This is a genomic window from Pseudofrankia coriaricola, from assembly GCF_032027725.1.
Taxonomy (GTDB): domain Bacteria; phylum Actinomycetota; class Actinomycetes; order Frankiales; family Frankiaceae; genus Pseudofrankia.
The window spans coordinates 32,636-55,737 of sequence record NZ_JASNFO010000007.1 but is presented as its reverse complement, the minus strand read 5'-3'; the positions used below and the strand labels follow the sequence as shown (position 1 = coordinate 55,737).

The window sequence follows — 23,102 nt, the reverse complement described above, 5'->3', positions numbered from 1 at the left end:
GGCGAAGGTGGATTTATTCTGTCCGGCGGCTGGCCGCCCGGGCTCGTCACAAGGAAGGTCCGAGCTGTGAGTGACCTGTATTGGGATCCGTTCGACAAGGTGCTGGATGTGGATCCGTACCCACTCTGGCGTCGGATGCGCGACGAGCAACCAGTCTACCGTAATGACAAATTCAACTTCTTCACCTTCTCCCGGTACGCGGACGTAGATGGCGCACACCTCGACCCGGCGACCTACAGCTCGGCCCATGGCACGGTACTAGAGATCATGACGCCGGAGCCGATGGAGTCCGGTTACATGATCTTCATGGATCAGCCGGCGCATACAACCCTGCGGCTGCTGGTCTCCCGTGCCTTCACCCCCCGGCGGATCTCGGCGCTGGAGGATTACATCCGGAAACTGTGCGCCGAGATGCTCGACCCCCAGATCGGCGCCGGTGGGTTCGACTACGTGCAGGACTTTTCCGCGCAGCTCCCATCGAAGGTCATCTCCGAGCTGATCGGGGTCGACCCGATGGACCGTGAGGAGATCCGCCACACGATCGACGAGACGTTCCACGTCGACGAAGACAAGGGGATGATCAACGACGTCGCCTTCAATGCCGCGACGAGGCTGCACACCTATTGGACGGAGCAGCTCGAGGCCCGGCGCAAGGCACCGCGCGACGACATGATGACCGGCCTCGTCCAGGCCGAGGTCGCCACCGACGAGGGCACCCGCCGGCTCACCACCTCCGAGGCGGCGGACTTCACCAACCTGCTCGTCGCGGCCGGCACCGAGACGGTTGCCCGAATGCTTGGATTCGCCTGCGACCTGCTGGCAGCCCATCCCGACCAGCGTGCGCTCGTGGCCGCCGATCCGTCGTTGGTGAGGAACGCCGTCGAGGAGACCCTGCGCTACGAGGCACCCTCACCCGTCCAGGGCCGCGTCACCACCCGGGACGTCGAGCTGCACGGCACCACCATCCCCGCCGGCTCCAGGATCGTGCTGCTCACCGGCTCGGCTGGCCGGGACGAACGCAGGTACCCCGACCCCGACCGCTACGACGTCCGCCGCCGCTTCGACAGCCACGTCTCACTCGGCCACGGCATCCATTTCTGTCTCGGCGCCGCCCTCGCTCGAATGGAGGGGCGTGTTGGACTGGAGGAGACGCTGCGCCGCTTCCCCACCTGGGAGGTGGACCACGAAAACGTGACGCGGCTGCACACCAGCACCGTACGCGGCTACCAAAAGCTGCCAATCGTTCTCTGACCTGCGATCGTCCGGCAAGATCGACCCGTTCACGCTGACGAGAGAATCTGGAATTTCATGGACGACGATCTGGGCACGGCCGACCAGCGCTCCGAGCGTGTGGGGTCGGTCGCGTGGTGTGTCATCAATGACCCGACGGAGTGGAACGCGGACACGCGGCGCGCGCTTCGGGAAGGCCGGGCGAGCGTCAGTTCGCCGGGCGTTGGCGGGCCTGGGACGCGACCTCGGGTGAGGGGTTGAGGTGCGCGCCGCGGTCTGCCGCCGATACGGGCCGCCCGAGGTGGTCGAGGTCGAGGAGTTTCCCGCCCCGGCGCTCAAGGAGGGGCAGGTGCGCGTCCGGGTGCACGCCGCCGCGGTCAACTTCCCCGACGTGCTGTTCGTGGCCAACAAGTACCAGGTCACCGTGCCGCCGCCGTTCGTGCCGGGCAGCGAGTTCGCGGGCGAGGTGGTCGAGGTTGCTGACGGCGGGAACGGATACTCGGTTGGTGACCGGGTGATCGGCACCTGTATGGTAGGCGCCTTCGCGGAGGAAGCGGTCGTCGGCGCCCATGCCGTGCGGCGCATCCCCGCCGGCATGAACGACCAGGTGGCGGCCGCCTTCGGCGTGGCCCACCGCACCTCCTATCATGTGCTGCGCTCCACAGCCCGGTTGCAGCCCGGGGAGGAGCTGATCGTGCTCGGCGCTGGCGGCGGTGTTGGCCTGGCCGCGGTGCAGATCGGTGTCCTGCTGGGCGCCAAGGTGACGGCCGTGGCCTCCTCCGAGGAGAAGCTCAGGGCGGCGGCCGGCTGTGGAGCCACGCGGCTGATCGACCACCACGCCGGTGATCTCCGAGCAGCGTTGAAGGACGCTTTGCCCGACGGCGCCGACGTGGTGATCGACCCGGTGGGCGGCGACCTCGCCGAGCCGGCTTTGCGGTCGCTGCGCTGGGCTGGGCGTTTCGTGACCGTGGGCTACGCGTCCGGGGTGATTCCGCGCATTCCGTTGAACCTCGTCCTGCTGAAGGGCGTGCAGATCCTCGGCTTCCAGTTCCGCGACTTCTCCACGCATGCGCTCGAGGAGTACCTCCGCGACGACCGGGAGATGCAAGAGCATTTCGCGGCGCAGCGCCTCGTGCCGCATGTCGGCGCCACGTTCACGCTAGATGAGGCCGCCGCGGCGCTGCGCTACGTCGGTGACGGTCACGCCGTCGGCAAGGTCGTACTCGACATCGCCCGTCGATGACCGGGTTCGGCCCCACCGCCGCGACCGGCGTGGCCGACTCGGCCCGATCCGCCGCGGGCTTCGGCACGGGATCGGCAGGTACCTCAGGGCCAGCCGCGTCGATCGCCACGCCACGTCGCGGATTTTCGACCCGAATCGTCGAGCCACCGTCAGGGCACGATGCCACGGACCTTCAGATCCATGATCGCGTCCCAGTCGAGACCGAGGTTGGTGAGGATCATGTCGCCGTGCTCGTTGAACTCGGGGGCGCGACGGGGAGCCGCGGGTTCCTCGTCGAACTGCACCGGCACGGCGACCAGCTGAAACGGGACACCGGCCGCCGTCTGGCAGGGCTGCATGTAGCCGTTGGCTACGGACTGCGGGTCGTTGGCCGCTTCGAGGGTGTGCTGTACGACGGTCCACTGCCCGTTGAAGTCTTTGAGCGCTTCCCGCCATTCGTCGACCGTGCGCTCGGCGAACACGTCACGGAGGATGGCGGTGGCCTGCGCGCTGTTTGTCATCAGCGACTCGTGGTCGGCGAAGCGGGGGTCGGCGGCGAGGTCCGGCCGGCGGATGCTGGCGCAGAACGGCGGCCAGTAGTGGCCGGCTTGCAGGCAGTTGAGGGCCAGCCACCGGCCGTCCTTGGTCCGGTAGTAGCAGACCAGCGGGTTGCGCCTCGGGGCGTCAACCGGAGGCGGCGTCCAGCCCTCGTCGAGCACGACCGACAGCCCGATGGTCTGGCCCATCGCCCACATGGCCGACGACAGCAGCGAGGCGTCCACCACCGTGGCCTCACCTGTGCGCTCGCGGTGGAACAAGGCCATTGCCACACCGCCGGCGATGGTCATGGCGCCGATCGAGTCGCCGAAGCCCGGTCCAGGTGGGCTGACCACATGGCCGTACTCCGGTTGCGTGACGCCCATGGCCACGCCGGCCCGGGCCCAGAACGCGAGGTTGTCGTAGGAACCCTTGTTGGCGTCAGGGCCGCGCTCGCCCTGGCCGGTGCCGCGTACATAGATGATGTTCGGGTTGTGGGCCCGGAGGTCCTCGACGTCGATCCTGAGCTTTGCGCGCACCGCGGGAAGCTTGTTGGTGAGGAAGATGTCCGCGGTGGCCGCCAGCTTGTAGAGGATGCCGACACCCTCGGGGGTGGCGAGGTCGAGGGCGAGGCTCTTCTTCCCCCGATTGGAGTGCTCCAGCAGCACGTGCACGTCGGATGGCACGAACGCCGTCCCGGTCGAGGCCAGCCCGCGCATGGCGTCGCCGCGCTCGACATGCTCGATCTTGATGACCTCGGCACCCAGGTCCGAGAGCAGCGCGGAGGCCGCCGGCACGAAGGTCTGCTCGGCGACCTCCAGGATGCGGACCCCCTGCATAACTTCTGTCATGGTCTCCTCCTGGTCCCTTCCTGGTCGACCTACGCGCGTCTGGGCCTCCTCGACGTTGCGCGGAAGCAACTGGCCCTGGGCGAACCGAGGTATGTGGCGATGCGCAGGACGAGCTTGTCCATCATCATGACATCCAGAACCATAACCAGGATGTGATGTCTATGGTGGAACTTAGTACAGTCTTTGGCGTAGAGTCCCGGTGGGTCGGCGAGGCGAGTGATCCCGACTGGAGACCCTGACCCCGATGCGACAGTTGCCGATCTTGCCGACCGTCGGCGGGCACGAGGGGCCCCCGACGACGATGACGTGCCCACCGGGTCGCTGAGCCGTAGGGAAGCGTTCGAGGCAGACATTGACGTCTGCGTAGAACGCTGTCAGGGCGTTTACTCACCAAGCTGATCAAAGCTGGTGCTGTCGAAACGCCGCCGTCACGAGCCGCTCGAACCCCGCGGCGAGTCGACTGCAGACCGCTGACGGGCGGCGCGCCTAACCGCGAGATGGGGAAAATATGCAACGCATGAGGATCCCACATGACGGGTTGACTCGTGGACAGGCGCGGCCGCGTTCGGCAGGCGCTCGATTAGCCGGCTTACCTGTATTACTGGTCGCGGCCGCCGTAGCCGCGGCCCTGCTGCTCGTTGCCGGATGCGGGAGCAACGGCGGCAGCGGCGGGAAGCCGTTGGCCAGCGGTTCCGGGAGCGGCGCCACGGTGCTCGGGCCGGTAGCCGCGGCGAAGGGCGCTCCAGTCCGGATCGGGATGATCTCGGACGGGAAGACTCCGGTCAGCGACGTCTCCATCCAGGGCCGCGTGGCCGACGCCACCGTCAAGTGGCTCAACGAACATCGCTCCGGCATCGGTGGCCGGCCCATCGAGCTGGTGAAGTGTGACGACCTGGCCGACCCGGGCAAGGGAGCCGACTGCGCGAACCGCATGATCGAGGAGAATGTCGCCGCTGTCGTCGTCGGTGAGACCTCGGTGCCGGACAGCGTGTGGCAGCCCTTGCACGCCGCGCACCTGCCGGTGATGCTTTACGGCTCCGGCGATGCGGCGTTGTTGACCGACAAGGAGTCGACATTCGTCCTAGGCGACGCGATCTTTCCTATCCTCGGCATGCCGCTCCAGATCGCGCGGGACAAGGGCGTGAAGAAGGTGACGCCGATCGTCATCGACGTTCCGGCCGCGTTGGGCGTTTGGAAGCTCGCGCCGCCGCTGTTCGAACAGGCTGGTGTCGCCTTGGACCTGGTCACCATTCCACCCGGCACGGCCGACATGACGCCACAGATGCAGCGGATCGCCTCCGGTGGGCCCACGGTCGTCTTCATCGTGGGGACCGACGCGTTCTGCATCACTGCGTTGAATGGCCTGCGGGCCGTCGGGTTCACCGGCCAGGTCAGCGGCTTCTCGACATGCATCAGCGACGCGACCCGCAAGGCGGTGCCGGGCGAGGCCCTGAAGGGGATGATCGTGTCGGCCACGGCGCCCGTCGGGACAGACAACCCGTCGACCCGCCTCTACAGCGCCGTCGCGACGACCTACGGCAAGAACATCGACACCGGCGATCCCAATGGGATGGCCATGTTCTCGACGGTCGCCGGCTTCCAGACGGCCCTTGAAGGAATCTCGGGGGACATCACCCCGGCCACCATCACGGCCACCATCAAGGCCATGCCGGAGAAGGATCTGCCCGGTGCCGGCGGGATAGGGTTCCGGTGCAACGGCAAGGCCAACCCGCAGCTACCGGCGGTCTGCTCCCGCGGCGCGCTGGCCGCGACGCTGGACGCCAAGGTCCATCCCATCAGCTACCGGGCGCTCGGCAGCGAGCCGATCCCGAACTGAGCCGACCACCGGTTCAGCCGCGCAGGCTCCGACCGCGGTTCAGTCGTCATGGTGATCGCGGCGCGGCGGCGGCGATGCCGTCCGCGCCGCATCAGCAGCGCGAGGACCAACGCGAGCGCGCCCGCGCGACGGCGCCCGCGCCCTCCTGGGCCTCGCATGCTTTGCGTCCGAGTTCCGGGTGGGTGTTAGCTGCTCCGGACGGCAAGCGCGGCGGATTCTGCGTTCGTTTCTCTCCGGCGTTGCCGACGACCCGCGGGTACAGGTGCCGAGGGTTCGCCGTACGCAGGCCTACCTCGTCACTGTTCGGTAGCAGCCACGGGTGGGTCACTCGGCGCGAGGCGAGGAGCCAAGCTGATCGTCGAGGACATGTTGCTTCGGCCACCGCGGGGCTGACCTGCGTCAATGCAAGGAGAGACGATGGGCTTCTACGACGACCAGGTGCTGCCCCGGTTCACCGACGTCGCCCTCGGTAAGCCGATGGAACCTACCCGGGCGCGGGTTGCCGAGGGACTGTCTGGTGAGGTCCTGGAGATTGGGTTCGGGTCCGGGCGTAACCTGCCACACCTCTCCCCGGCGGTCACACGGCTGCTCGCCGTGGAGCCTGCTGCCGTCGGCCGCGGACTGGCAGCCTCGCGCATCGCCGCCACCCCGATCCTGGTCGAGTTCGTCGGCCAGGACGGTCAGCAACTGGCCCTCCCGGATGCGTCGGTCGACCATGTACTGGTCACGTGGACGCTATGCACCATCCCGGAGGTCGAGCGGGCTCTGGACGAGACACGCCGCGTGTTGCGGCCTGGTGGCACGCTGCGCTTCGTCGAGCACGGCCGTTCCACCAACGCCCGCGTCGCCCAGTGGCAGGACCGCCTTACGCCCATCTGGGGCAAGCTGTTCGGCGGCTGTCACCTCAACCGCCCCGTCGACAAGCTGATCGAGAACGCCGGGCTCACGCTCGACACCGTCCGGACCTATCGGATGGGCAGGCCTGAAATGTTCGCCTTCGCCTATGAGGGCTCCGCGTCGAAACAGGACTGACCGGTCTACGAGCGGACGTACACGGGAATAGTTCCGCTGAGGGCCGGCTCGAGGCCTCAGCTATTCTGTGGCTGAGGCGGAGGTGGGAGTCGGGCCCGCTTAAAAGGCTCCGGGGCGGACGGCGCGCATGACGTCGTCGAGAATCTTGTCGAGAGACGCCTGGCCGTTCGTCGCCCTCCAAGCCCGGTTCGCCGCTTCCAGACATGCCAGTGCAGCGCCGATGACCGCTGTGGCACGGGCGTCGGTATCGCTGTCCGCGGGGGCGGGGGCGAGGCGGGGGGTAATGTGCGGGATGAGCTGGTCGTGCCACCGACACTGTTTTTCCAGGTTGCCGGCCAGCAGCACGGGATTGCTCTCGAGCATATGTCGGAGCGCGAGGGCGTGCTGTGGGTCGCGCGCGTGGTAGGCCAACAGCACGTCGTCAAAGGCACGGCGCAGGGCGGTCCATTCGTCTTCGTCCGCGGGCCGCCGCGCCAAGGCGTCGGCGAGTGTCTGGCCGATGGCCTGGAGGTGGCCGAGTACGATGTCCTCTTTGCAGGTGAAGTAGCGGAAGAAGCTACTGCGGGACATGCCGGCGGCGGCTACGATCTCGTCGATCGTTGTGGCGTCGTAGCCCTTGTCGGCGAACAAGTCCATCGCGACGGTCAGCAACTCGGCCCGTACGGCGCGCCGAGTGCGTTCACGGATTCCGAGCCCCCCAGACGTCTCAGCCATCACAGCTTTACTATACCCAGCGCCACGAAGGCATCGTGAGATCGAGTATGGTACTGAGTGCCACGCCGGGTGTGGCGTCCGACACACCCGGAGCGACAAGCGGTCCGTGACCGAGGCCGAGAGCATCCATGCGGCCCTGCTCCGCGCGGAGCCCAAGAGCTATGAGGGCTCGATTACTACTCGTATCGCGCCCGCCGCGCGGTCGGCCGCGACCTGGAAAGCATGCGCTGACTCTTCGATCGGGAAGCGGTGGGTGATGACCGTCTTCGCGATCTCGGGATCCGCGGCGAGCATTGCCGCGACCTCCTCCATCTCGCGGACCCCGTCGTGACGGCAGTAGGTCAGGGAGGGGATGATCTTCGCCTCCCGGTTGAACAGGGTCATCCAGTTCAGCTGAACGGGGCCCAGGTGAACGCCGGGAACCACGACCGCGCCGCCGGGTGCCACAAGCTCAGCGCATCGGGCCAGGCTCTCGGCGCTGCCCGCCGCCTCCACCACCACGTCATAGAGCCCGTCGGTCGCGGTGCTCGCACCCAGGCGCTCGGCCGCCTCGTACTGGTGGGGGTGGCGCCCCTCGATGGCGACTTCCTCGCTGCCTTGGTGCCTGGCCCCGGCGATCGCGAGCAGCCCGATGGCGCCCGCACCGACTACCGCAACCCGCTTACCTGGACCGGTACCGGCCAGGCGAAGCGCATGCCACGAAACCGACGCCGGCTCGACCAGGCAGGCGTCGCGTACGTCCAGACCTGGCGGCAGAGGAACCAGCCGCGCCGACGGAGCCCGGAACTGCTCGACCATCCCGCCGTCGATGAAGACTCCCAGGGCGCGTTCGGAATTCGTCGGGCACAGGTTGTAGTCCCCCCGCCGGCATAACTCGCACACCTCACATCCATAGGTCGCCTCGACCACGACCGGTGTGCCATCCTGGCGGACTCCGGCGAGCTCATGCCCCAGAATCCGCCTACTGCCGAAACTGATATAGACCAGGTCGGAGGCGCAGATGCTCGTTGCCTTCATGTCGAGAAGCTCGCCCGCCCCAGGCGGCTCGTCGACATCAACCACCAGGACCCCACCCTCAACGCCGCGAACCGCCTTCATAGTCTCCTACTTTCCGTCGACGTTCCCTGGCCGCGTGCCGATATTCGCTTGTCTCCCACCACCGCCATACCCCACCCTCCGGGTACCCTCAGGAATAGTCGCTCAGCGACCCGGTGAGCGAGGTGGCCGCGGAGGCGCTCGCTGCCGTCCTCCGGTCGTACGTGACGAGCTTGGGCTCGTCAGGATGGGGAAGGGCCCGAGTCAGGAGCAGCACGGGGAAGGTGCGGTAGTACCCGTTCGGTGAAGAGGGTCAGGCACTTCCAGCCCTCCTCGATTGGCATGCCCCCACACAGCGCATGGACGCAGTACACCGCGTCGGGACCGCGCGCAAGCGCCTGCTCTGGTGTGAGGATTTGGTGGATGCCTTCGGCACGTAGTTGCTCCACGGTGGTTGCGGCAGAGCGAAGGGCAGACCGCACATCGGTGGTCTGCCAGGCCGAATAGGTGGTGGCCTCATGCAGGAAGTGGTGCCCAAGCGTCGCCCACGCCTTGTCCGGATCCTCGTGGATGAACATCATCGGGGTGTTCGGCGGCGGCATCAGGCACATACCCTTCACGCCGAGCTCTCGGCACTGCTCGTAGTAGTACGCCTCCAACTCGGGCAGGTGACCAGCCGGCGAGAACGGTAACCCGAACCGAGCGGCCCGCCGAGCGGAGACCTTGGCGCTGCCGCCGATCATCACAAGAGGATGCGGCTGGGTCAGCGGCTTCGGTGAGACCTGCACCGTTGAGCCGTGGTGATCGAACGGCTCGCCCGTCCACGCTTTCAGCAGGGTGGCCACACACTCGTCCATCAGGGCGCCGCGGCGGTCCCAGTCCTTGCCGTGGGCGGCGTATTCGGAGGGGCGGTAGCCCACGCCCAGCACCACGCTTAGACGACCACCCGAGGCGAGATCCAACACCGCGATGTCCTCGGCCACTCGGATGGGGTCATGCAGTGGAAGCAGGAATGCCGCGATGGACACCGGAAGCCGGCGGCACCGCCCGAAGATCAGGCCAGCGAGCACCAAGGGTGACGGGCTCCAGCCGTTGTGTACCCCGTGGTGCTCCTCGAGGTTCACCAGATCGAACCCGCGCTCCTCGATGTGAGCGCACATCTCGACCGCGGCCTGGTATCGCGCCGACATCGCTCTCGGTTCCAACCCCGGCTGGGTCAGGGTCAGGCGTAAGGCTTTCATGGCAACTCCCGAAAAGTTCGGCTGGGCGCTGGCATGCGGCGCAGCGCGGAGCCGCGCCGGACGGTGAGGCCACAGCAGAGCGTCGCTTATTCGTCTCGAAGTCTGGCGAAAGACCCGTGGAAAGTCAACGCCCGGTCCTGATATCGTCCGAAGAATGGAAACCAAGTTGGCCGGTCGTACGGTCGTGGTCACGGGTGGTAACGCCAACATCGGTAAAGGCATCGCCTTGGCCTTCGCTGCCGAAGGTGCCAACGTCGCTATCGTCGGTCGCGACGAGGATCAGGGCCGACGGGTATGTAGGCAGCTGACGGAGCGGGGAGCGAAGGAGGCGTTCTGGCGGGCGGCTGACGTGACCGACCGGGAACAGGTCGACGGCATGGTGGCCGCTGTGCTGGGCCGGTTCGGTTCGATCGATGTGCTTGTGAACAACGTCGGGGGCAACGTCGACATGGACGATTTCGTCGACTCGGACCCGGGGACGTGGGACCAGGACATCGCTCTGAACATAACCAGCACCCTGAACTGCACCCACGCTGTTCTTCCAGGCATGATCAGCCAGTCCTACGGAAGGATCATCAACATCGGGTCGACGTCCGGACTGATCGGAGACACCAAGCTCGCCGTCTACTCGGCGATGAAGGGCGCTGTGCACGCCTTCACGCGGGTGCTCGCCAAGGAGGTCGGCAAGAAGGGCATTACCGTGAACGCCATCGCGCCCTACGGGACCGTGCCCGAAGACCCTGACGACGTGAGCTCCGGGAGCCGGTTCCATCCCAACGGGCTGATCATGCGGTTGATGGAGACGCGCCGGGAGGAAATGTTCTCGATCGGGCGGCGCACCGTGCTGGAGCGCCAGACGGCAATGCCCTCTGAGATTGGCGCGGCGGCTGTCTACCTGGCATCGGACGCAGCCGCCTTCGTCACCGGTCAGGTCCTTGCCGTGGACGGCGGAACGCAGCTGGCCTGAGCCTTCGGCGAACCCCGCGCTCGCCCGGCAAACTGCCGCGGATCCGTCGAGGGGCGCGCCTCTCCATCAACGCAGGCATTCCCTTGAACGTCTCGGACGAGTGCTGGCGCTCCCAGAGCACAGTTTGGTGGTCGATGAGCCCGTAGCAGGTCGCGGGGAACGACCAGTTGATAACGCCCGGTCGTTGCGCTTCGGCCGTGTCTGGCCGTCGTTTCATAGAGAAGTGGCCTTCTGTCCCGAGTGGTGAAAGTCGCCCGACCGAAACCCCCCCGAACAGAAGGCCACCAGTTCCTAATTGTGCCACAGCACCGTGCCGCCGAGAACGGGTGGAGGCTCGGAGCAACACAAAATATCCGGTCTGCTCGGAAATATCCGGTCTGCTGGGCATGTTGCGGCAGGTGAGCGATCCGCAAAGGACGGCGGCGTAATTACTGTAGTGTCGGGGGCGCCCGGAAGCAGCTCCGCTGCTCGAAAGATGGTCAGGTCGCGGGCGGGGCAGATCCCCATTGAGTCAACGTCGCTTGTCGGACGATGAGATGGTCGCCATTGGCTGAGGGATCAGCGCCATGGCGCGGTACCGCTCGCGGCAGCGCCGGGCGCGGGGGCGTGGCCATTGTCCACCGGTCGTAGGATCACGATCGGTCATCCGCCGCTGATCGGTGGCAGCACGGCGATCTCATCGCCGGCCCGGCAGGGAATGCCGTCGACGTCGCCGTAGAGCATCTCTCCGTTGATCCACACCCGGGAAGCGGCCAGCACGCGGGCGAACTCGCCGCCGAAGCGCAGGCGTGCCTCGTCCAGCACCTCGCCGAGGGTGCTGCCGGGAATCATGTCGGCGGCCCGGCCCGCGGCCTCCCGCGCGGACGCGAACAGCAGGATGGTGGGCATGCGGGCAATCCTTTCGTTTCGTCAACCCCCGATGTAGGACATCTCCACGCGGCCGCCGCGGGAGGATGCCTGGCGCCCGCGCAGTTCCGAGTAGCGGTCCTCCCGGACAGTCCACAGGCCTCGGATCGCTGACAGCAGTTCCTCGTCGCCCGCTCCGGTTCGCAGCAACGCCCGTAGGTCGGTGCCTGTGGACGCGAACAGGCAGGTGTGGATCTTCCCATCGGCGGACAGCCGGGCTCGGGTGCATCCCTCGCAGAAGGGGCGCGTGACTGAGGCGATGACACCGATCTCGCCGGCGCCGTCTCGAAATCGGTAGCGGGTGGCCACCTCCCCGGGGTGGTCGGGTGGGAGCGGTTCGAGCGGATGACGGCGATCGATCAGGCTCACGATCTCGGCGGCGGGCACCACCTCGTCCAGCTTCCACTCGTTCGTGGCCCCGACATCCATGAACTCGATGAACCGCAGGATGTGGCCGCTTCCGCGGAAAAACTCAACCATCGGCAACATGGACTGGTCGTTGACCCCTCGTTTCACGACCATGTTCACCTTGATCGGAGCGAGGCCGGCGCGCGCGGCGGCGTCGATCCCGTCCAGGACCAGGCGCACCGGAACCGCGGTGTCGGTGAGAGCGCCGAACACCTCGTCGTCGAGCGCGTCGAGGCTCACCGTCACCCGCCGCAGCCCGGCGGCGGCGAGGAGCGCCGCCTTGCTTGGCAACAGCACGCCGTTGGTCGTCATCGTGAGGTCGACCCCGGGAATCGCGGCGAGCAGCCGGACAAGGTCCTCGACACCGCGGCGCAGCAGCGGCTCGCCGCCGGTGAGCCGCAGCTTGCGCACTCCCAGTGAGACGAACAACCGCGCCAGGCGCGTGATCTCCTCGAACGTCAGCAGGTCGGCCCGCTCGAGATAGCGGTGCTCATGGCCGAAGTGCTCGCGTGGCATGCAGTACCTGCAGCGGAAGTTGCACCGGTCGGTGACGGATATACGCAGGTCACGGAGTGGACGGCCGCGGCGATCGAGGGTCAGCGGGATCACCGGACCGACCTTTCCGGCTCCCCGACGGGGTGCCAGCGACGCGCCGCGGTGGCGACGTCCTCGATCGGGTTTCCGTCTGAGACCCACCCGCTCGTGCCATCGGTCCCGCTTTCGCGCTTCCATACCGGCACGCATTCCTTGACAAGGTCGATGCAGAAGCGACCCGCGGTGAACGCTTCTTCGCGGTGGGGCGCGGAGACCACGACCAGAACGCTCGCCTCCCCCAGCGGCACCCGTCCGATCCGGTGCAACAGTGCCACCCGTCCCAGGCTTGGCCACCGATCACGCGCGCCGGCGGCGATCTGACGAAGCCGCGCCTCGACATGGCGGTCGAAGGCCTCGTAGTCGATCTCGACAACGCCGACGCGGTCGTTGCTGTGGTCCCGGACCGTGCCGGTGAACGTCACGACCGCGCCGCACGCTGGAGTGACAGCCCACTCGATCATCTCGGATATCGGGATGCGGTCACGGGTCAGCCCGACCAGGTTGTCGTCAACCAGGTACGTCGGGCTGGAGGGCTGACCACTCATGACGGACCCACTATCTGTTCCCTCGGCCCGGCGGACCGGTAACGGAGCTCATCGCGGTTCCTTCCACGTGACGCGCCTTGCTGAAGGCGGCCGCTGTGGTGCTAGATTGCTGGTTCTATCTCGATTGCTGGTTCTATCTCGATGGGCACGCCGGAGTACAGCGCCATGCCGCCGAGCGGGTCTATGTCATCGGTGCTGGTCAGGTTGTTGACATTCGCGTGCAGATGCCCGTGGGGAATGGAGCCGACACCCTTGCGCATGGTGGGATCAACTTTCGCGGTGATGATGATCTCGCCGCTCTTGTTGTGGACGCGTACCCGCTGGCCGTCGGTGATCCCGTGGGCCGCCGCGGTGTCGGGATGCAGGATGATCTCCGCCGGCTCGCCCAGGAAGCTGAGCTGCGCGTTGAGCTTCTTGGCCTGGCGCCGCGAGCTGTAGACCAGCTGCTTCGGCTTGCCGAGCGCGGCCTCGTCGGCGGCGCGCATCTCGTTCCATTGTCCAAGTATTTCCTTGGGGGCGAGCCTCCATCCGCCGATCCGCTCGAAGTGCCTGTCCACCCATGGGGCTGGGAACTCCAGGGGAGCTTCGACGTAGCGCTTCTCCTTGAGCTCTTCGAAGCTGCAGCGCGCATACTTCATCAGCTGCGCGAGCATGAAGTCGTCGGCGCCCGGCTCGCGGTCGTCGTCAGGGACATGGTCGGGAACCGGCAGGCCTGCCCGCTTCATGAACTGCGAAAGCACCCACCAGGCCGAGCGTCGCTCGCCGATCGGCTCGACCAGTGGCGGGCTGTACTGCAGCGACACATTCCAGGCGAGCGTGTCCCACCGGGTGAATTCCGCCCGCTCGAGGACACTCTTGGTCGGCAGGATGTGCGTGGAAAGTGGTGTGAGTTCGTTCTCGACGATCTCGGTGTTCACGTGAAGGTCGAGTTTCAGCAGTGCGGCTCTGAGTGCATTGGCGTCCGGGAAGGAACGCAGCATGCTGCCGCCGAAGTTGAAGAACGCGCGGATGTTGCCGGCCTCGATTTCGAGCGGCAGCACGGCACACGGCCAGTCGCCGACGATACCCTTCACGTCGGGCCGGACATTTGACCCGGGCGTGAAGGCGTTTTCCATCACCGGCAGGTCGAAATTCTCGAGCGGCGTGAGGAAGCTGGGATGAAACCAGGTGCCGCCCTTCTGGTTCATCGCGCCAGTTAGGATCATGATGAGCCAGGCGAACCACTGCGTCAGGTTGCAGCCCGACGACATGGTGATGCCCGTGCCGGTCTCCACCACCGCGCGGCCTTTCCGGCGAATGGCGGCGAGCAGGTCCGCAAGCTCCTGTTCGGTGACACCGGCTATTTCCGCGGCCTTGGCCCGGTCATAGCCTTCAAGCGCCGCCCGCAACTCCTCCAGGCCGTTGACCGGCTGCTTGGGGTCGAACGGGCCGCCGTCAATAATCTCGCGGGTCAGCCAGGCGAGGATTGCGTAGTCCTTACCCGGATAGGACGCGATGTGGCGGGTGGACAACTTCGCCGTCCGGGTTAAGACCGGGTCGATCGTCCAGACCTCGCCACGTCTGGCAACGGACTTGATCCAGCGGCCGGGGTTGAACATGCCCGTATTGTGCGCGTGGCTGACCATCGGATTCGTGCCGACGTAGACAAGCATCTCGACGTTGTCGTAGTCGGTCTTGGGGTTGAGGCCCATGAAGGCCCCCATCGCGCCCGCCATCATGACCTTGGAGGTGCCGTCGTTGGTCAGCGGCGAGAACTTGGGTGGCGTGCCCAGCGCGTTGTAGAACGCCTCTTCCATGGAGTAGCCCGACGAATCCAGGCCAAGACCGCTGCCGAAATACATGCCGACCGCGTTGGGACCATAGGTATCGATCACGGTTCGGAGCTTCGCGGCAATATCGTCGAGTGCCTCGTCCCAGCTGACCGCGACAAGCTCGCCGTCCTTGCGCATCATCGGACGCGTGATCGCGGGCTCAAGGTGGTGCACCTGACCTGTTGCGCGGCCCTTCGGACAGCTATAGCCCTTGGTAAGCGGATGCTCGCTGTCCGCGCGAACCTTTACGACCTGGTTACCATCAACCTCGACGACAAGTCCACACATAACCATGCACACCTTGCAGTAGGTGCGCTTGGATTCGACAGCCTGACTGACCACGAGATCCTCCTCCACGATAACCGCGTCGTCTTCATCCTCGTACGGGATCACGCACAGCACCGACCCGGAGATCCCCTCCTGGGCGATCGTCAACGCGTCGTCGACGTCGATGAACAGTGTTGGCTGGCTTGAGTACCACCGTGTTACCCGTCGCGAGAGCCTGACCCAGCTTGTTCAGTGCGACCTCGAACGGCACGTTCCACGGCACGATGGCCCCGACCACCCCGACCGGCTCCTTCACGACGCGCCGGGAGGTCGCGACACCCCGGAAGTCGACCACATCGGGCAGGCCCGTCTCCCAGCCGAACGTGTCCATCAGCTCCATCGGGTAACGCAACCCGCGCCCGACCGGGACCGCCGGGTTGATGTTGTCGAGCCTCTTGCCCGGGTCCGCCTCGACAAGTTTGCCGTCGATCAGCGTCCTCGATCCGGCGTGAACCGTCGCCGTCCTCGCCACCGCTCACCCACCTTTTGGGCCCTGGCGCCGCGCCGGCCCGAAGTCGACAGGTGCTCCCGCTCCGTTGGCGCATCCCTCGAGACCGCCGTTGGCCTGGGCCTCGTCCGCCGTCGTCCCTCGCCTGGATGCCTCCTGGTTTGTGGCCGCGGTCACTCGCCCCGCGGATGTGCGGAACTCTACACCCGCCGCGACACCAAGTTCCACCATAGAAACCGTATTGCAGTTGCGACCCTGGGTATAGCCCCGCCGCGACGACTGAGGCGTCTGGCGCGCTCCGCGAGAGGCGTCCGGCGCACCGGCTGACCGGCTGACCGGCTGACCGGCTCGAAGAGATACTCCTCGACGCCGGCGGGGCAATCTAGCGCCTCAGTAGCGACCGTCCCGCGGCGCGGGCAGGGCGGCCTGGTAGTACGTGCCGTCGAACGGCCCGTTGTGCCGCGGGTCCCACATCTGCAGGCAGATCCGTAGCGTCTCCTCCAGCCGCCCGAACCGCTCGGCCGTCGGTGGGAACGGGACGCCGAGCCCCCGGTGTTCGCGCTCGTACCAGGCTGCGCCGATGCCGAGGGTGGCCCGCCCGCCGGAGAGGTTGTCGAGCGTGGTAACGATCTTGGCCAGCAGGCCGGGGTGGCGGTAGGTCACCCCGGTGACCAGCGCGCCGAGCTGCACCGTGGACGTATGCGCGGCAAGATCGAAACGACCGCTGCCGCAGGCACGCGGTGTGCTACGTGCCGTGCCCCGAGGTATTCAGCCTGACGACGACGACGGCCGCCGCGGCGCCGGTGCGAGTGCGGCGAAGGCTTCGTCGAGGAGGTCGACAAGGTCGAGCCGGCCGTCGGAAGCCGTCCAGTGGTCGAGGGCGATGTTCAGACAGTCCAAGGCGGCGGCGGCCCGTACTGACAGGGCCAGAGTCGCGGGCCGCGGGGCGTCGCCGCGCTCGGCGAGAGCCTCGGCCAGGGCGGGGCGCCAGCTGTGCTGCTTCTCCAGCTTCCGGGCACAGAGGGCGGGGGTCTCCTGGACAAGACGGGTCGTTGCGAGGGCGTTGGCCGGGTCCTGGCGGTAGGGCTCGATAACGGTGTCCAGCCCGCGCCGTAGTGCCGTCCAGTCGTCCTCGTCTGCGGGTCGGGCGCGCAGGGCATTGGCGACTTGATCGCCTTGTGCGTCGATGGCGCCGAGGACGGCGTCCTCCTTGCTGCCGAAGTAGCGCAGGAAGGTGCTACGGGACACTCCGGCAGCCGTCGCCAGGTCGTTGATGGTGACATTTTCGAAGCCTTCGCGGACGAACAGGTCGAACGCGACCTGGGCCAGCTCGGCCCGGACGGCGGTCCTCGCGATGTCTCTCGTGTTCGTACGCGCGAGCTCAGTCACTCCTTGATCCTACCTCGGACTCGATCCCGACTTGCAGGATCGAGCCCCGGTCGTTAGCGTGAAACCAAGTGTCATAAGGTACATGGGAAGTCGGCTTCGAACCTCTGATCCAGGCGATGGGAACGAGGACAGCGTGCACCATGACTGGCACCAGGGAGGCTGGCATGCGACTAGGTGTCCACATCGTCGCGTTCGATCAGGCGAACGGCCACGGCGGCCTGGGACCGCGGCTGGCTTCGGCCGGGGCCGCCGCCGAGGCGGCGGGGGTGGGCTGGCTGTCGGTGATGGACCACTACTTCCAGATGGAGGAGTTGGGCGGTGCCCAAGACGCCATGCTGGAGTGCTACACAACCCTCGGCTATCTTGCCGCGCATACGTCCACGGTGCAGCTCGGCGCGCTGGTCACCGGGGTGACCTACCGCCACCCCGGCCTGCTGGCCAAGATCGTTACCACGCTCGACAACCTCTCCGGCGGGCGGGCCACCCTCGGCATCGGCGCAGCCTGGTACGAGCGCGAACACCGGGGGCTCGGCGTCCCGTTCCCGCCGACGGCCGAGCGGTTCGGGCGGCTGGAGGAGACGCTACGGATCTGCCTGCAGATGTGGGACCCGCGGCACAACGGGCCGTTCGACGGCACGTACTACCAACTGACCGAGACCCGGTGCGTGCCGCCGCCCGTGAGCGTGCCACGCCCGGAGATCATGATCGGCGGAGGCGGTGAGAAGAAAACGCTGAGGCTGGTGGCCCAGTACGCGGACGCCTGCAACCTCACGGCCTTCTCAATCGCCGAGGTCGCGCACAAGCTCGATGTGCTACACCGGCACTGCGATGAGGCGGGCCGCGACTACGGCCAGATCCGCAAGACTGCTATCTATGCCGGGGACACGATCCGAAACGGCGACCTCGACGCCTTCGCCAAGGAGATGACCGACTATTCCAAGCTCGGTATCGAGACCATGATCGTCACTCCGGCTGTAGCCTCGCCGGCCCAGTGGATCGAGGACCGCGGCGCGCCCGCGGCGCGGCGGCTGGCCGAGCTTGGTTGACGGGAACCGCGGCCAGCATGAGGCCCGCATGGGCTGAGGCCCGCACGGGCCGGACGGCTCCCTGCGGCTGGTCCAGGCGCTCGCGACAGTTTCTGCAGCCGCTTCACTCGCGCCCGCCCGCCCTTCGAAAATAGCGTTTCCACACCGAAGATCGAGGTGTTGCTGGATGACAAAAGACAATCCCGACAGACCACGCGAGATGGATGACCGGAAGATGGCCTTGACCCTCTCCCGAAACTGTCTGATAGGCAAAGCTCCCGCGGCGTCGGCGGCGCGCGGTGAAACCGAGACGGCGGGTTCGTTGGTCGACGGTTCGGGCAAGCCCGCGCAGGTCGCCGTCGGTGTCGACTTATTCCAGCATCGGTCGTGGGTGGTTTCGTGACCCTCCATGTCAGCACCGAAGGGCGCGCGGGCGCCACACCAAATTACCGCGTGGTCCAGTGGGCCACCGGAAACATCGGAACCTATGCACTACGATCCGTCATCGAGCATCCGAATTTGTCTCTTGCTGGCGTGTACGTCTATGCGCCAGCGAAGGTCGGAAGTGACGCCGGCAAATTGTGCGGGCTCGACACCACCGATGTCTTGGCAACTAATGACATCGACGAGATTCTGGCGCTCGGCGCGGACTGCATCCTGTACATGCCGGCTGCCTGCGATTTCGACGAGGTGTGCCGGCTGCTGGCATCCGGCGCGAACGTCGTCACGACCCGGGGCGAGTTCCATCGCGCAGACAGTCTCGACCCCGCAGTTCGCAAGCAGGTCGAGGCCGCCTGCGAGCGCGGTGGTACCTCGATCCACAGCACCGGAAGCAGCCCCGGGTTCATCACAGAGGCCGTCCCGCTGGTTCTGTCATCGATCCAGCGGCGGCTCGACAACCTGACGATCAACGAGTTCGCCGACCTCTCGGAACGCGACTCGCCAGAACTGCTCTTCGACCTGATGGGCTTCGGCAAGCCCCCCGCCGAGTTCGACGAACACCGGCTGTCCTACATGGCGGGCAGCTTCGGCCCGTCGCTGCAGCTCGTCGCCGACGCGCTGGCGACGCCGCTTGACTCGGTGGAGGTGAGTGGGGAGATCGCGACAGCGCGTCGCCCGGTCCGCATCGCTGCCGGCATCCTCGCCGCCGGCACCGTGGGAGCGCAGCGGATAACGGTGTCGGGGATGCGAGGCGGCCGCTCGTTGCTGCGCTTCCGCTGCCACTGGTACTGCACCACCGACCTCGATCCCGCTTGGGACCTGCGCGCCACCGGCTGGCACATCTCGGTCGACGGTGACGCGCCTCTCGACATCGACATCCGCTTTCCAGTTCCTACCGAGCGGATGGGGGCAGTATTCCCTGCGTACACGGCGAACCGCGCGGTCAACGCCGTGCCGTTCGTCTGCGCAGCCCGCCCGGGGATCCGTTCGACCGTCGATCTTCCCCAGATCGTCGCCACGCTCAGGTAAGTGGCCGCGGTCGCCTGCGCCAGGAGACTGCTGAAAAAGTAGCTCCGGCGGCACGACTCGCCTCGAGTCCGTCCACATATGTCGATCGGGGCAAACTGGGGCGAATCCGGCGCAGTGGGCGTACCGCAGTACCAGGCTTGTAGGTGCTGAAGATCAGCATCTGGACCGAGGTGTGGTCAAGACTCACCAAGGCCCGAACGTGCCCGTCCCAGCTACCGATGGAGGCGATCTCATGGATGACATCGAAGTGATCAGGCAACAGGACGTCGACGCTCACCCGGCTCCGCATGGAGATGACCGAGCCCACCGATCGATGACGTTCGTCCGTTTCGAGGTCGGGTTTGTCAGTGCCGACCGTGGCCTCGTGGACTTCCTCACCGCGGTGTTCGAGCTCGACGAACTTCCGGCAGAGGAGCATGGACCGGGGACGTTATACCGGCTGCAGTCACCGGGCGCCTTGCTCAAGGTGCTGGTTCCGTCCAGCCCTCCGAAGCCCGCCGATCGGGCGGAGTCCCTCCTCTCCGTCGCTGGCCTTAGCTACCTGAGCGTGTGGGTCACCGGCCTTGACGGCGTCATCGCTCGCGCCGTCGCCAGAGGAGGCCGCGTCCTCTACGGACCGGTGGAGCACGGTGCTGATACCCACCTGGCCGTGATCGAGGATCCCGACGGGAACTCCATCGAGGTGATCGAGTACCACCCCTGACGCCTTCGCCGCCGCGGCCGCTGTACTCCGCGCCAAACTTGCCTGCTGCGCCGCCACTGCTTTCGCGATAGTGAGCGGAGTGTGGCTCAGGCGGCCGCCCTGACAGAGCCCACCTCGATGGTGGCGATCGGTCGATGGGCCGCGATCAGGGTCACCACGTCGCCCTGGCTCGCGGCGAGCTCGGGATATCCGTCCACCCAGTGGGCCTCGACGGCGCATGTCTCCTTTCCGGGCTCGAGGCCCTCGACCAGGATCGCGCTCTCGGTTTGAAGGTCGGACCCGACGTAGGCGAAAGCGCAAATACGCTTGTACGGGAAGGGCGCCGTCGGCCCGTGGGCCTCCATCGGGATCCAGTGCAACGTGCCAGCGATCGAGGTCATGGCCCGATGGTATCGAGGTCATGCCCGATGGTACAGTCTGACTGAGTCAGCTAATTTGCGGGCGACTGACGATCCCGAGAGGGGCGTTCACTCATGGCCTGGCCCATCATCACGACCGATTCACACGTGGGGTTCCCGTACGAGCTCGCGGACGAGCTTCCCGCAAAGTACCGCCCGTACCTCCCCAAGTTCGAGGAGCGCGCGGACGGCACGTACTTCGTGCGGCCCCGAACCATGGGCAACCGCGAGCGGAACAAGGCCGACTCGGCCGACATGATGTCGATCGGCGGCGAGTTCAGGGTCGACCGGACGGACGAGCGTGCGATGCGTCAGATGGTCACCGGCAACGCGACCCCCACGTCGTTCCCGGGCTTCACGCCGGAGGAGCGGCTGGCCGAAATGGCTCTGGAGAACGTCGTCGGCGAGGTCCTGCTGGGGATGACAGCGGTCGGTGTGAGCCTCGCGAACAACGACGCCCACACCGCATACTGCCGGCTGGTCAACGACTGGCAAGCCGACACGTACAGGGACCACATGCGCCAGTTCGCGCCCAGTATCAACTTCCCCCTTCACGACCTCGAGGTCGGGGCCGAGGAGATCGTTCGGGCCTCCTCCATGGGCCTGCGTCCCATCGCCTTGCCCGACGTCGTCCCCGGCATGCCGTATTCCAACCCGATGTGGGAGCCGGTCTGGGAAGCTGCCGAGGCCTGTGACGTCCCGGTCTTCTTGCACCTCAGCGGCGCGTTCGGGGCGATCATGAAGGGTGTCGGCGCCGAGCGTGGAACCCCCGGTCTCGGGGAGACGGGCTTCGCGATCACGACGGCGGGAGCCATGGTGTCGCTCGGCTGGTTCGTCAACGGCGGCATCCTCGAACGGCATCCGAAGCTCACCGTGGCCATGATCGAGTGCAACGCCGGCTGGCTCCCCTACGCGATGCAGCAGTGGGACCACGTCATGCACAGCCGCTTCATCGACAACTCAAGAGTCCAGTACGGGGGAAGGGGCATGGACCTGGAGGCGCCCCCCAGCTACTACGTCCGGCGCCAGGTGAAGTGCCAGTTCATGTGGGACCCTGCCGCGGTCGATCTCCGCCACGAGATCGGCATGGACGTCCTCATGTGGGGCAACGACTACCCGCACTTCGAGGGGGCGTTTCCGAACTCACAAGCCTGGATCGACAAGCAGTTCGCCGGCGTACCCGAGGACGAGGTCATGCAGATCGTCCACGACAACGCCGCGAAGCTGCTGAAGATAACGGCCTGACGAACTACCCGCCGCTGACCTCGCCGGCGTGAGAATCCCCCGAGGCTGGGTCGGCGGCGGCGACCTCGGGTTCTCTCGCTCCAGGCGGCGGAGTCGAGCTCGCTCGCGCCCGGGGCAGGGTTCAGGATCGTGTCGTGGATGCGACGGCCGGCGTCCATGGCGAATGGTCTTGCCCTCTTGGCACGGACACCTCACCAAATGACCCGCACCCTGCTCGACGAGATCAAGGTCCACCAGCAGGACGGCCGCCTGGTGCCGCGGTCCCGGACCCCGGGGCGGGTCGAGCAGGAAGTCTGAGGCGTCCTGCTGCGGCACCGGGCGTTACGCAAACTCGTCCACGACACCGCGCTGGTCGAAGGAATGGTATTGGGGCCGGCCTCGGTGGCCTAATCTCTCTCCCGCACGTTGACGCAAGGCTTTGACGTCCAGTTCCGGCCTCTCCGCATTCTGCAAGGTGAGGGCTTCACCCGGCCGGTAGCTGGTCATAGTGTGAGGGCCGCGAAGGCTTCGTCCAGGAGGTCGGCGAGGTTGAGCGTGCCGTCGGATTTCGCCCAGTGCGCGATGGCGATGTTGAGGCAGTCCAGGGCGGCGGCGGCTCGTACGGAGAGCGTGACGGCCCCTGGCCGTGGGGACGCGCCGCGTTCGGCAAGTGCCTGGGTCAGGGCAGGGCGCCAGCTGTGTTGCTTCTCCCACTGGCGGGTGTGCAGCGCGGGGGTGGCCAGGACGAGTCGGGTCGTCGCGAGGGCGGCCGCGGGGTCCTGGCGGTAGATCTCGACGACGATGTCCAGCGCGTGGCGCAGCGCGGTCCAGTCGTTCTCGTCGGGCGGGCGGGCGCGCAGGGCGACCGCGACCTGCTCGCCGTGCGCGTCGAGGGCACCCAGGACGACGTCCTCCTTGGTGCCGAAGTAGCGCAGGACGGTGCTGCGGGACACGCCGGCCGCCGCGGCCAGGTGGTTGATAGTGACGTTGTCGAAGCCGTCGCGGCGGAACAGGTCCAGGGCCACTTCTGCCAGCATCGCCCGCACCGCGTCCCGGGCGACCTCCCGCGCGGTCGTCCGCGCCGCACCGTTCACCGAACGAGCCTACCTCTGGCCTGAACCCGGCTTGCACCAGAGCACCCCGGTCGCTACGGTGACACCGAGTATCACCTCCCCAGGCCGGCCGTCA

At 66.8% G+C, this 23,102-nt stretch carries 21 protein-coding genes and 3 pseudogenes; 11 read left to right on the top strand and 13 right to left on the bottom strand.

What is annotated here, in order from left to right; all coding sequences use genetic code 11:
- The first annotated feature begins 66 nt into the window (after positions 1 to 66).
- Both QOZ89_RS06385 and QOZ89_RS06380 read left to right on the top strand, forming a co-directional pair.
- Positions 67 to 1,251: a cytochrome P450 gene (locus tag QOZ89_RS06385; RefSeq protein ID WP_071053665.1), complete on the top strand. Its 1,185-nt coding sequence runs from the start codon at positions 67 to 69 to the stop codon at positions 1,249 to 1,251.
- 241 nt (positions 1,252 to 1,492) lie between these two features.
- Positions 1,493 to 2,473 (top strand): NADPH:quinone oxidoreductase family protein, encoded by a 981-nt coding sequence (locus tag QOZ89_RS06380; protein ID WP_071053666.1) that lies wholly within the window; start codon positions 1,493 to 1,495, stop codon positions 2,471 to 2,473.
- Between the two features lie 149 nt (positions 2,474 to 2,622).
- Here the strand turns inward: QOZ89_RS06380 and QOZ89_RS06375 are convergent, their stop codons facing one another.
- Positions 2,623 to 3,840 carry a CaiB/BaiF CoA transferase family protein gene (locus QOZ89_RS06375; RefSeq protein WP_071053667.1) on the bottom strand — a complete coding sequence of 406 codons (1,218 nt, stop codon included), beginning with the start codon at positions 3,838 to 3,840 and terminating at the stop codon, positions 2,623 to 2,625.
- 709 nt (positions 3,841 to 4,549) lie between these two features.
- Between QOZ89_RS06375 and QOZ89_RS06370 the strand changes: the two genes are divergently transcribed.
- Both QOZ89_RS06370 and QOZ89_RS06365 read left to right on the top strand, forming a co-directional pair.
- Positions 4,550 to 5,677, top strand: a complete 1,128-nt coding sequence (locus QOZ89_RS06370; protein ID WP_312623268.1) for an ABC transporter substrate-binding protein — start codon at positions 4,550 to 4,552, stop codon at positions 5,675 to 5,677.
- A gap of 417 nt (positions 5,678 to 6,094) precedes the next feature.
- Positions 6,095 to 6,709, top strand: coding sequence for a class I SAM-dependent methyltransferase (locus QOZ89_RS06365; RefSeq protein ID WP_312623266.1), 615 nt, complete (start codon positions 6,095 to 6,097; stop codon positions 6,707 to 6,709).
- A gap of 99 nt (positions 6,710 to 6,808) precedes the next feature.
- On the opposite strand, the gene QOZ89_RS06360 is transcribed toward QOZ89_RS06365, so the two are convergent.
- From QOZ89_RS06360 to QOZ89_RS06350, 3 genes are all read right to left on the bottom strand, one after another.
- Positions 6,809 to 7,360, bottom strand: a complete 552-nt coding sequence (locus tag QOZ89_RS06360; protein WP_241842359.1) for a TetR/AcrR family transcriptional regulator — start codon at positions 7,358 to 7,360, stop codon at positions 6,809 to 6,811.
- Positions 7,361 to 7,582: 222 nt separating this feature from the next.
- Complete coding sequence (locus tag QOZ89_RS06355; RefSeq protein WP_312623265.1) at positions 7,583 to 8,521, bottom strand: zinc-dependent alcohol dehydrogenase; 939 nt, start codon at positions 8,519 to 8,521, stop codon at positions 7,583 to 7,585.
- Positions 8,522 to 8,700: 179 nt separating this feature from the next.
- On the bottom strand, positions 8,701 to 9,699 hold the full coding sequence (locus QOZ89_RS06350) for an LLM class flavin-dependent oxidoreductase (RefSeq protein WP_071053671.1): 999 nt from the start codon (positions 9,697 to 9,699) through the stop codon (positions 8,701 to 8,703).
- A gap of 154 nt (positions 9,700 to 9,853) precedes the next feature.
- On the opposite strand from QOZ89_RS06350, the gene QOZ89_RS06345 reads away from it, so the two are divergent.
- Positions 9,854 to 10,666 carry an SDR family NAD(P)-dependent oxidoreductase gene (locus tag QOZ89_RS06345; protein WP_312623263.1) on the top strand — a complete coding sequence of 271 codons (813 nt, stop codon included), beginning with the start codon at positions 9,854 to 9,856 and terminating at the stop codon, positions 10,664 to 10,666.
- A 642-nt stretch (positions 10,667 to 11,308) separates the two neighbouring features.
- On the opposite strand, the gene QOZ89_RS06340 is transcribed toward QOZ89_RS06345, so the two are convergent.
- From QOZ89_RS06340 to QOZ89_RS06310, 7 genes and pseudogenes are all read right to left on the bottom strand, one after another.
- The gene (locus tag QOZ89_RS06340; RefSeq protein WP_312623261.1) at positions 11,309 to 11,554 is read right to left on the bottom strand and encodes a MoaD/ThiS family protein; all 246 of its coding nucleotides are present in this window, start codon (positions 11,552 to 11,554) and stop codon (positions 11,309 to 11,311) included.
- Positions 11,555 to 11,575: 21 nt separating this feature from the next.
- Positions 11,576 to 12,589, bottom strand: a complete 1,014-nt coding sequence (gene moaA, locus QOZ89_RS06335; RefSeq protein ID WP_198543591.1) for a GTP 3',8-cyclase MoaA — start codon at positions 12,587 to 12,589, stop codon at positions 11,576 to 11,578.
- Positions 12,586 to 13,119, bottom strand: a complete 534-nt coding sequence (locus QOZ89_RS06330) for a molybdenum cofactor biosynthesis protein MoaE (protein WP_312623259.1) — start codon at positions 13,117 to 13,119, stop codon at positions 12,586 to 12,588. Before QOZ89_RS06330 ends, moaA begins: the two co-directional genes overlap by 4 nt.
- A gap of 101 nt (positions 13,120 to 13,220) precedes the next feature.
- Positions 13,221 to 15,365, bottom strand: coding sequence for a molybdopterin-containing oxidoreductase family protein (locus QOZ89_RS06325; RefSeq protein WP_312623258.1), 2,145 nt, complete (start codon positions 15,363 to 15,365; stop codon positions 13,221 to 13,223).
- Between the two features lie 28 nt (positions 15,366 to 15,393).
- Positions 15,394 to 15,687: pseudogene (locus QOZ89_RS06320) on the bottom strand (aldehyde dehydrogenase family protein); the annotation flags it as partial.
- 432 nt (positions 15,688 to 16,119) lie between these two features.
- Positions 16,120 to 16,416: pseudogene (locus QOZ89_RS06315) on the bottom strand (LLM class flavin-dependent oxidoreductase); the annotation flags it as partial.
- Between the two features lie 57 nt (positions 16,417 to 16,473).
- Positions 16,474 to 17,094 (bottom strand): TetR/AcrR family transcriptional regulator, encoded by a 621-nt coding sequence (locus QOZ89_RS06310; protein WP_312623257.1) that lies wholly within the window; start codon positions 17,092 to 17,094, stop codon positions 16,474 to 16,476.
- Between the two features lie 164 nt (positions 17,095 to 17,258).
- Between QOZ89_RS06310 and QOZ89_RS06305 the strand changes: the two genes are divergently transcribed.
- The 4 genes from QOZ89_RS06305 to QOZ89_RS06290 all read left to right on the top strand — a co-directional run bounded on the left by QOZ89_RS06305 (position 17,259) and on the right by QOZ89_RS06290 (position 20,292).
- Complete coding sequence (locus QOZ89_RS06305; RefSeq protein ID WP_071053677.1) at positions 17,259 to 18,140, top strand: LLM class F420-dependent oxidoreductase; 882 nt, start codon at positions 17,259 to 17,261, stop codon at positions 18,138 to 18,140.
- Positions 18,141 to 18,306: 166 nt separating this feature from the next.
- Positions 18,307 to 18,522, top strand: coding sequence for a hypothetical protein (locus QOZ89_RS06300; RefSeq protein ID WP_312623256.1), 216 nt, complete (start codon positions 18,307 to 18,309; stop codon positions 18,520 to 18,522).
- Positions 18,519 to 19,589 carry an NAD(P)H-dependent amine dehydrogenase family protein gene (locus tag QOZ89_RS06295; RefSeq protein WP_312623255.1) on the top strand — a complete coding sequence of 357 codons (1,071 nt, stop codon included), beginning with the start codon at positions 18,519 to 18,521 and terminating at the stop codon, positions 19,587 to 19,589. The genes QOZ89_RS06300 and QOZ89_RS06295 overlap by 4 nt, the downstream gene beginning before the upstream one ends.
- 232 nt (positions 19,590 to 19,821) lie before the next feature.
- Positions 19,822 to 20,292, top strand: coding sequence for a VOC family protein (locus QOZ89_RS06290; protein ID WP_241842362.1), 471 nt, complete (start codon positions 19,822 to 19,824; stop codon positions 20,290 to 20,292).
- Positions 20,293 to 20,378: 86 nt separating this feature from the next.
- On the opposite strand, the gene QOZ89_RS06285 is transcribed toward QOZ89_RS06290, so the two are convergent.
- Positions 20,379 to 20,672, bottom strand: a complete 294-nt coding sequence (locus QOZ89_RS06285; RefSeq protein ID WP_312623254.1) for a hypothetical protein — start codon at positions 20,670 to 20,672, stop codon at positions 20,379 to 20,381.
- Positions 20,673 to 20,798: 126 nt separating this feature from the next.
- Here QOZ89_RS06285 and QOZ89_RS06280 point away from each other — a divergent pair, with 126 nt between their 5' ends.
- Together QOZ89_RS06280 and QOZ89_RS47170 are read left to right on the top strand one after the other, a co-directional pair.
- Positions 20,799 to 21,935 (top strand): amidohydrolase family protein, encoded by a 1,137-nt coding sequence (locus tag QOZ89_RS06280; RefSeq protein WP_312623253.1) that lies wholly within the window; start codon positions 20,799 to 20,801, stop codon positions 21,933 to 21,935.
- Positions 21,936 to 22,055: 120 nt separating this feature from the next.
- A pseudogene (locus QOZ89_RS47170) lies at positions 22,056 to 22,298 on the top strand (IS4 family transposase); the annotation flags it as partial.
- A gap of 119 nt (positions 22,299 to 22,417) precedes the next feature.
- Here QOZ89_RS47170 and QOZ89_RS06275 read toward each other — a convergent pair.
- On the bottom strand, positions 22,418 to 23,008 hold the full coding sequence (locus tag QOZ89_RS06275; RefSeq protein WP_241842363.1) for a TetR family transcriptional regulator: 591 nt from the start codon (positions 23,006 to 23,008) through the stop codon (positions 22,418 to 22,420).
- Positions 23,009 to 23,102 lie beyond the last annotated feature (94 nt).

Coding starts and splice junctions, on each gene's coding strand:
- QOZ89_RS06375 (WP_071053667.1), bottom strand. CDS start 3,840: ATGACAGAAGTTATGCAGGGGGTCCGCATCCTGGAGGTCGCCGAGCAG.
- QOZ89_RS06365 (WP_312623266.1), top strand. CDS start 6,095: ATGGGCTTCTACGACGACCAGGTGCTGCCCCGGTTCACCGACGTCGCC.
- QOZ89_RS06355 (WP_312623265.1), bottom strand. CDS start 8,521: ATGAAGGCGGTTCGCGGCGTTGAGGGTGGGGTCCTGGTGGTTGATGTC.
- QOZ89_RS06350 (WP_071053671.1), bottom strand. CDS start 9,699: ATGAAAGCCTTACGCCTGACCCTGACCCAGCCGGGGTTGGAACCGAGA.
- QOZ89_RS06345 (WP_312623263.1), top strand. CDS start 9,854: ATGGAAACCAAGTTGGCCGGTCGTACGGTCGTGGTCACGGGTGGTAAC.
- QOZ89_RS06340 (WP_312623261.1), bottom strand. CDS start 11,554: ATGCCCACCATCCTGCTGTTCGCGTCCGCGCGGGAGGCCGCGGGCCGG.
- QOZ89_RS06330 (WP_312623259.1), bottom strand. CDS start 13,119: ATGAGTGGTCAGCCCTCCAGCCCGACGTACCTGGTTGACGACAACCTG.
- QOZ89_RS06305 (WP_071053677.1), top strand. CDS start 17,259: ATGCGACTAGGTGTCCACATCGTCGCGTTCGATCAGGCGAACGGCCAC.
- QOZ89_RS06300 (WP_312623256.1), top strand. CDS start 18,307: ATGACAAAAGACAATCCCGACAGACCACGCGAGATGGATGACCGGAAG.
- QOZ89_RS06290 (WP_241842362.1), top strand. CDS start 19,822: ATGGATGACATCGAAGTGATCAGGCAACAGGACGTCGACGCTCACCCG.
- QOZ89_RS06285 (WP_312623254.1), bottom strand. CDS start 20,672: ATGACCTCGATCGCTGGCACGTTGCACTGGATCCCGATGGAGGCCCAC.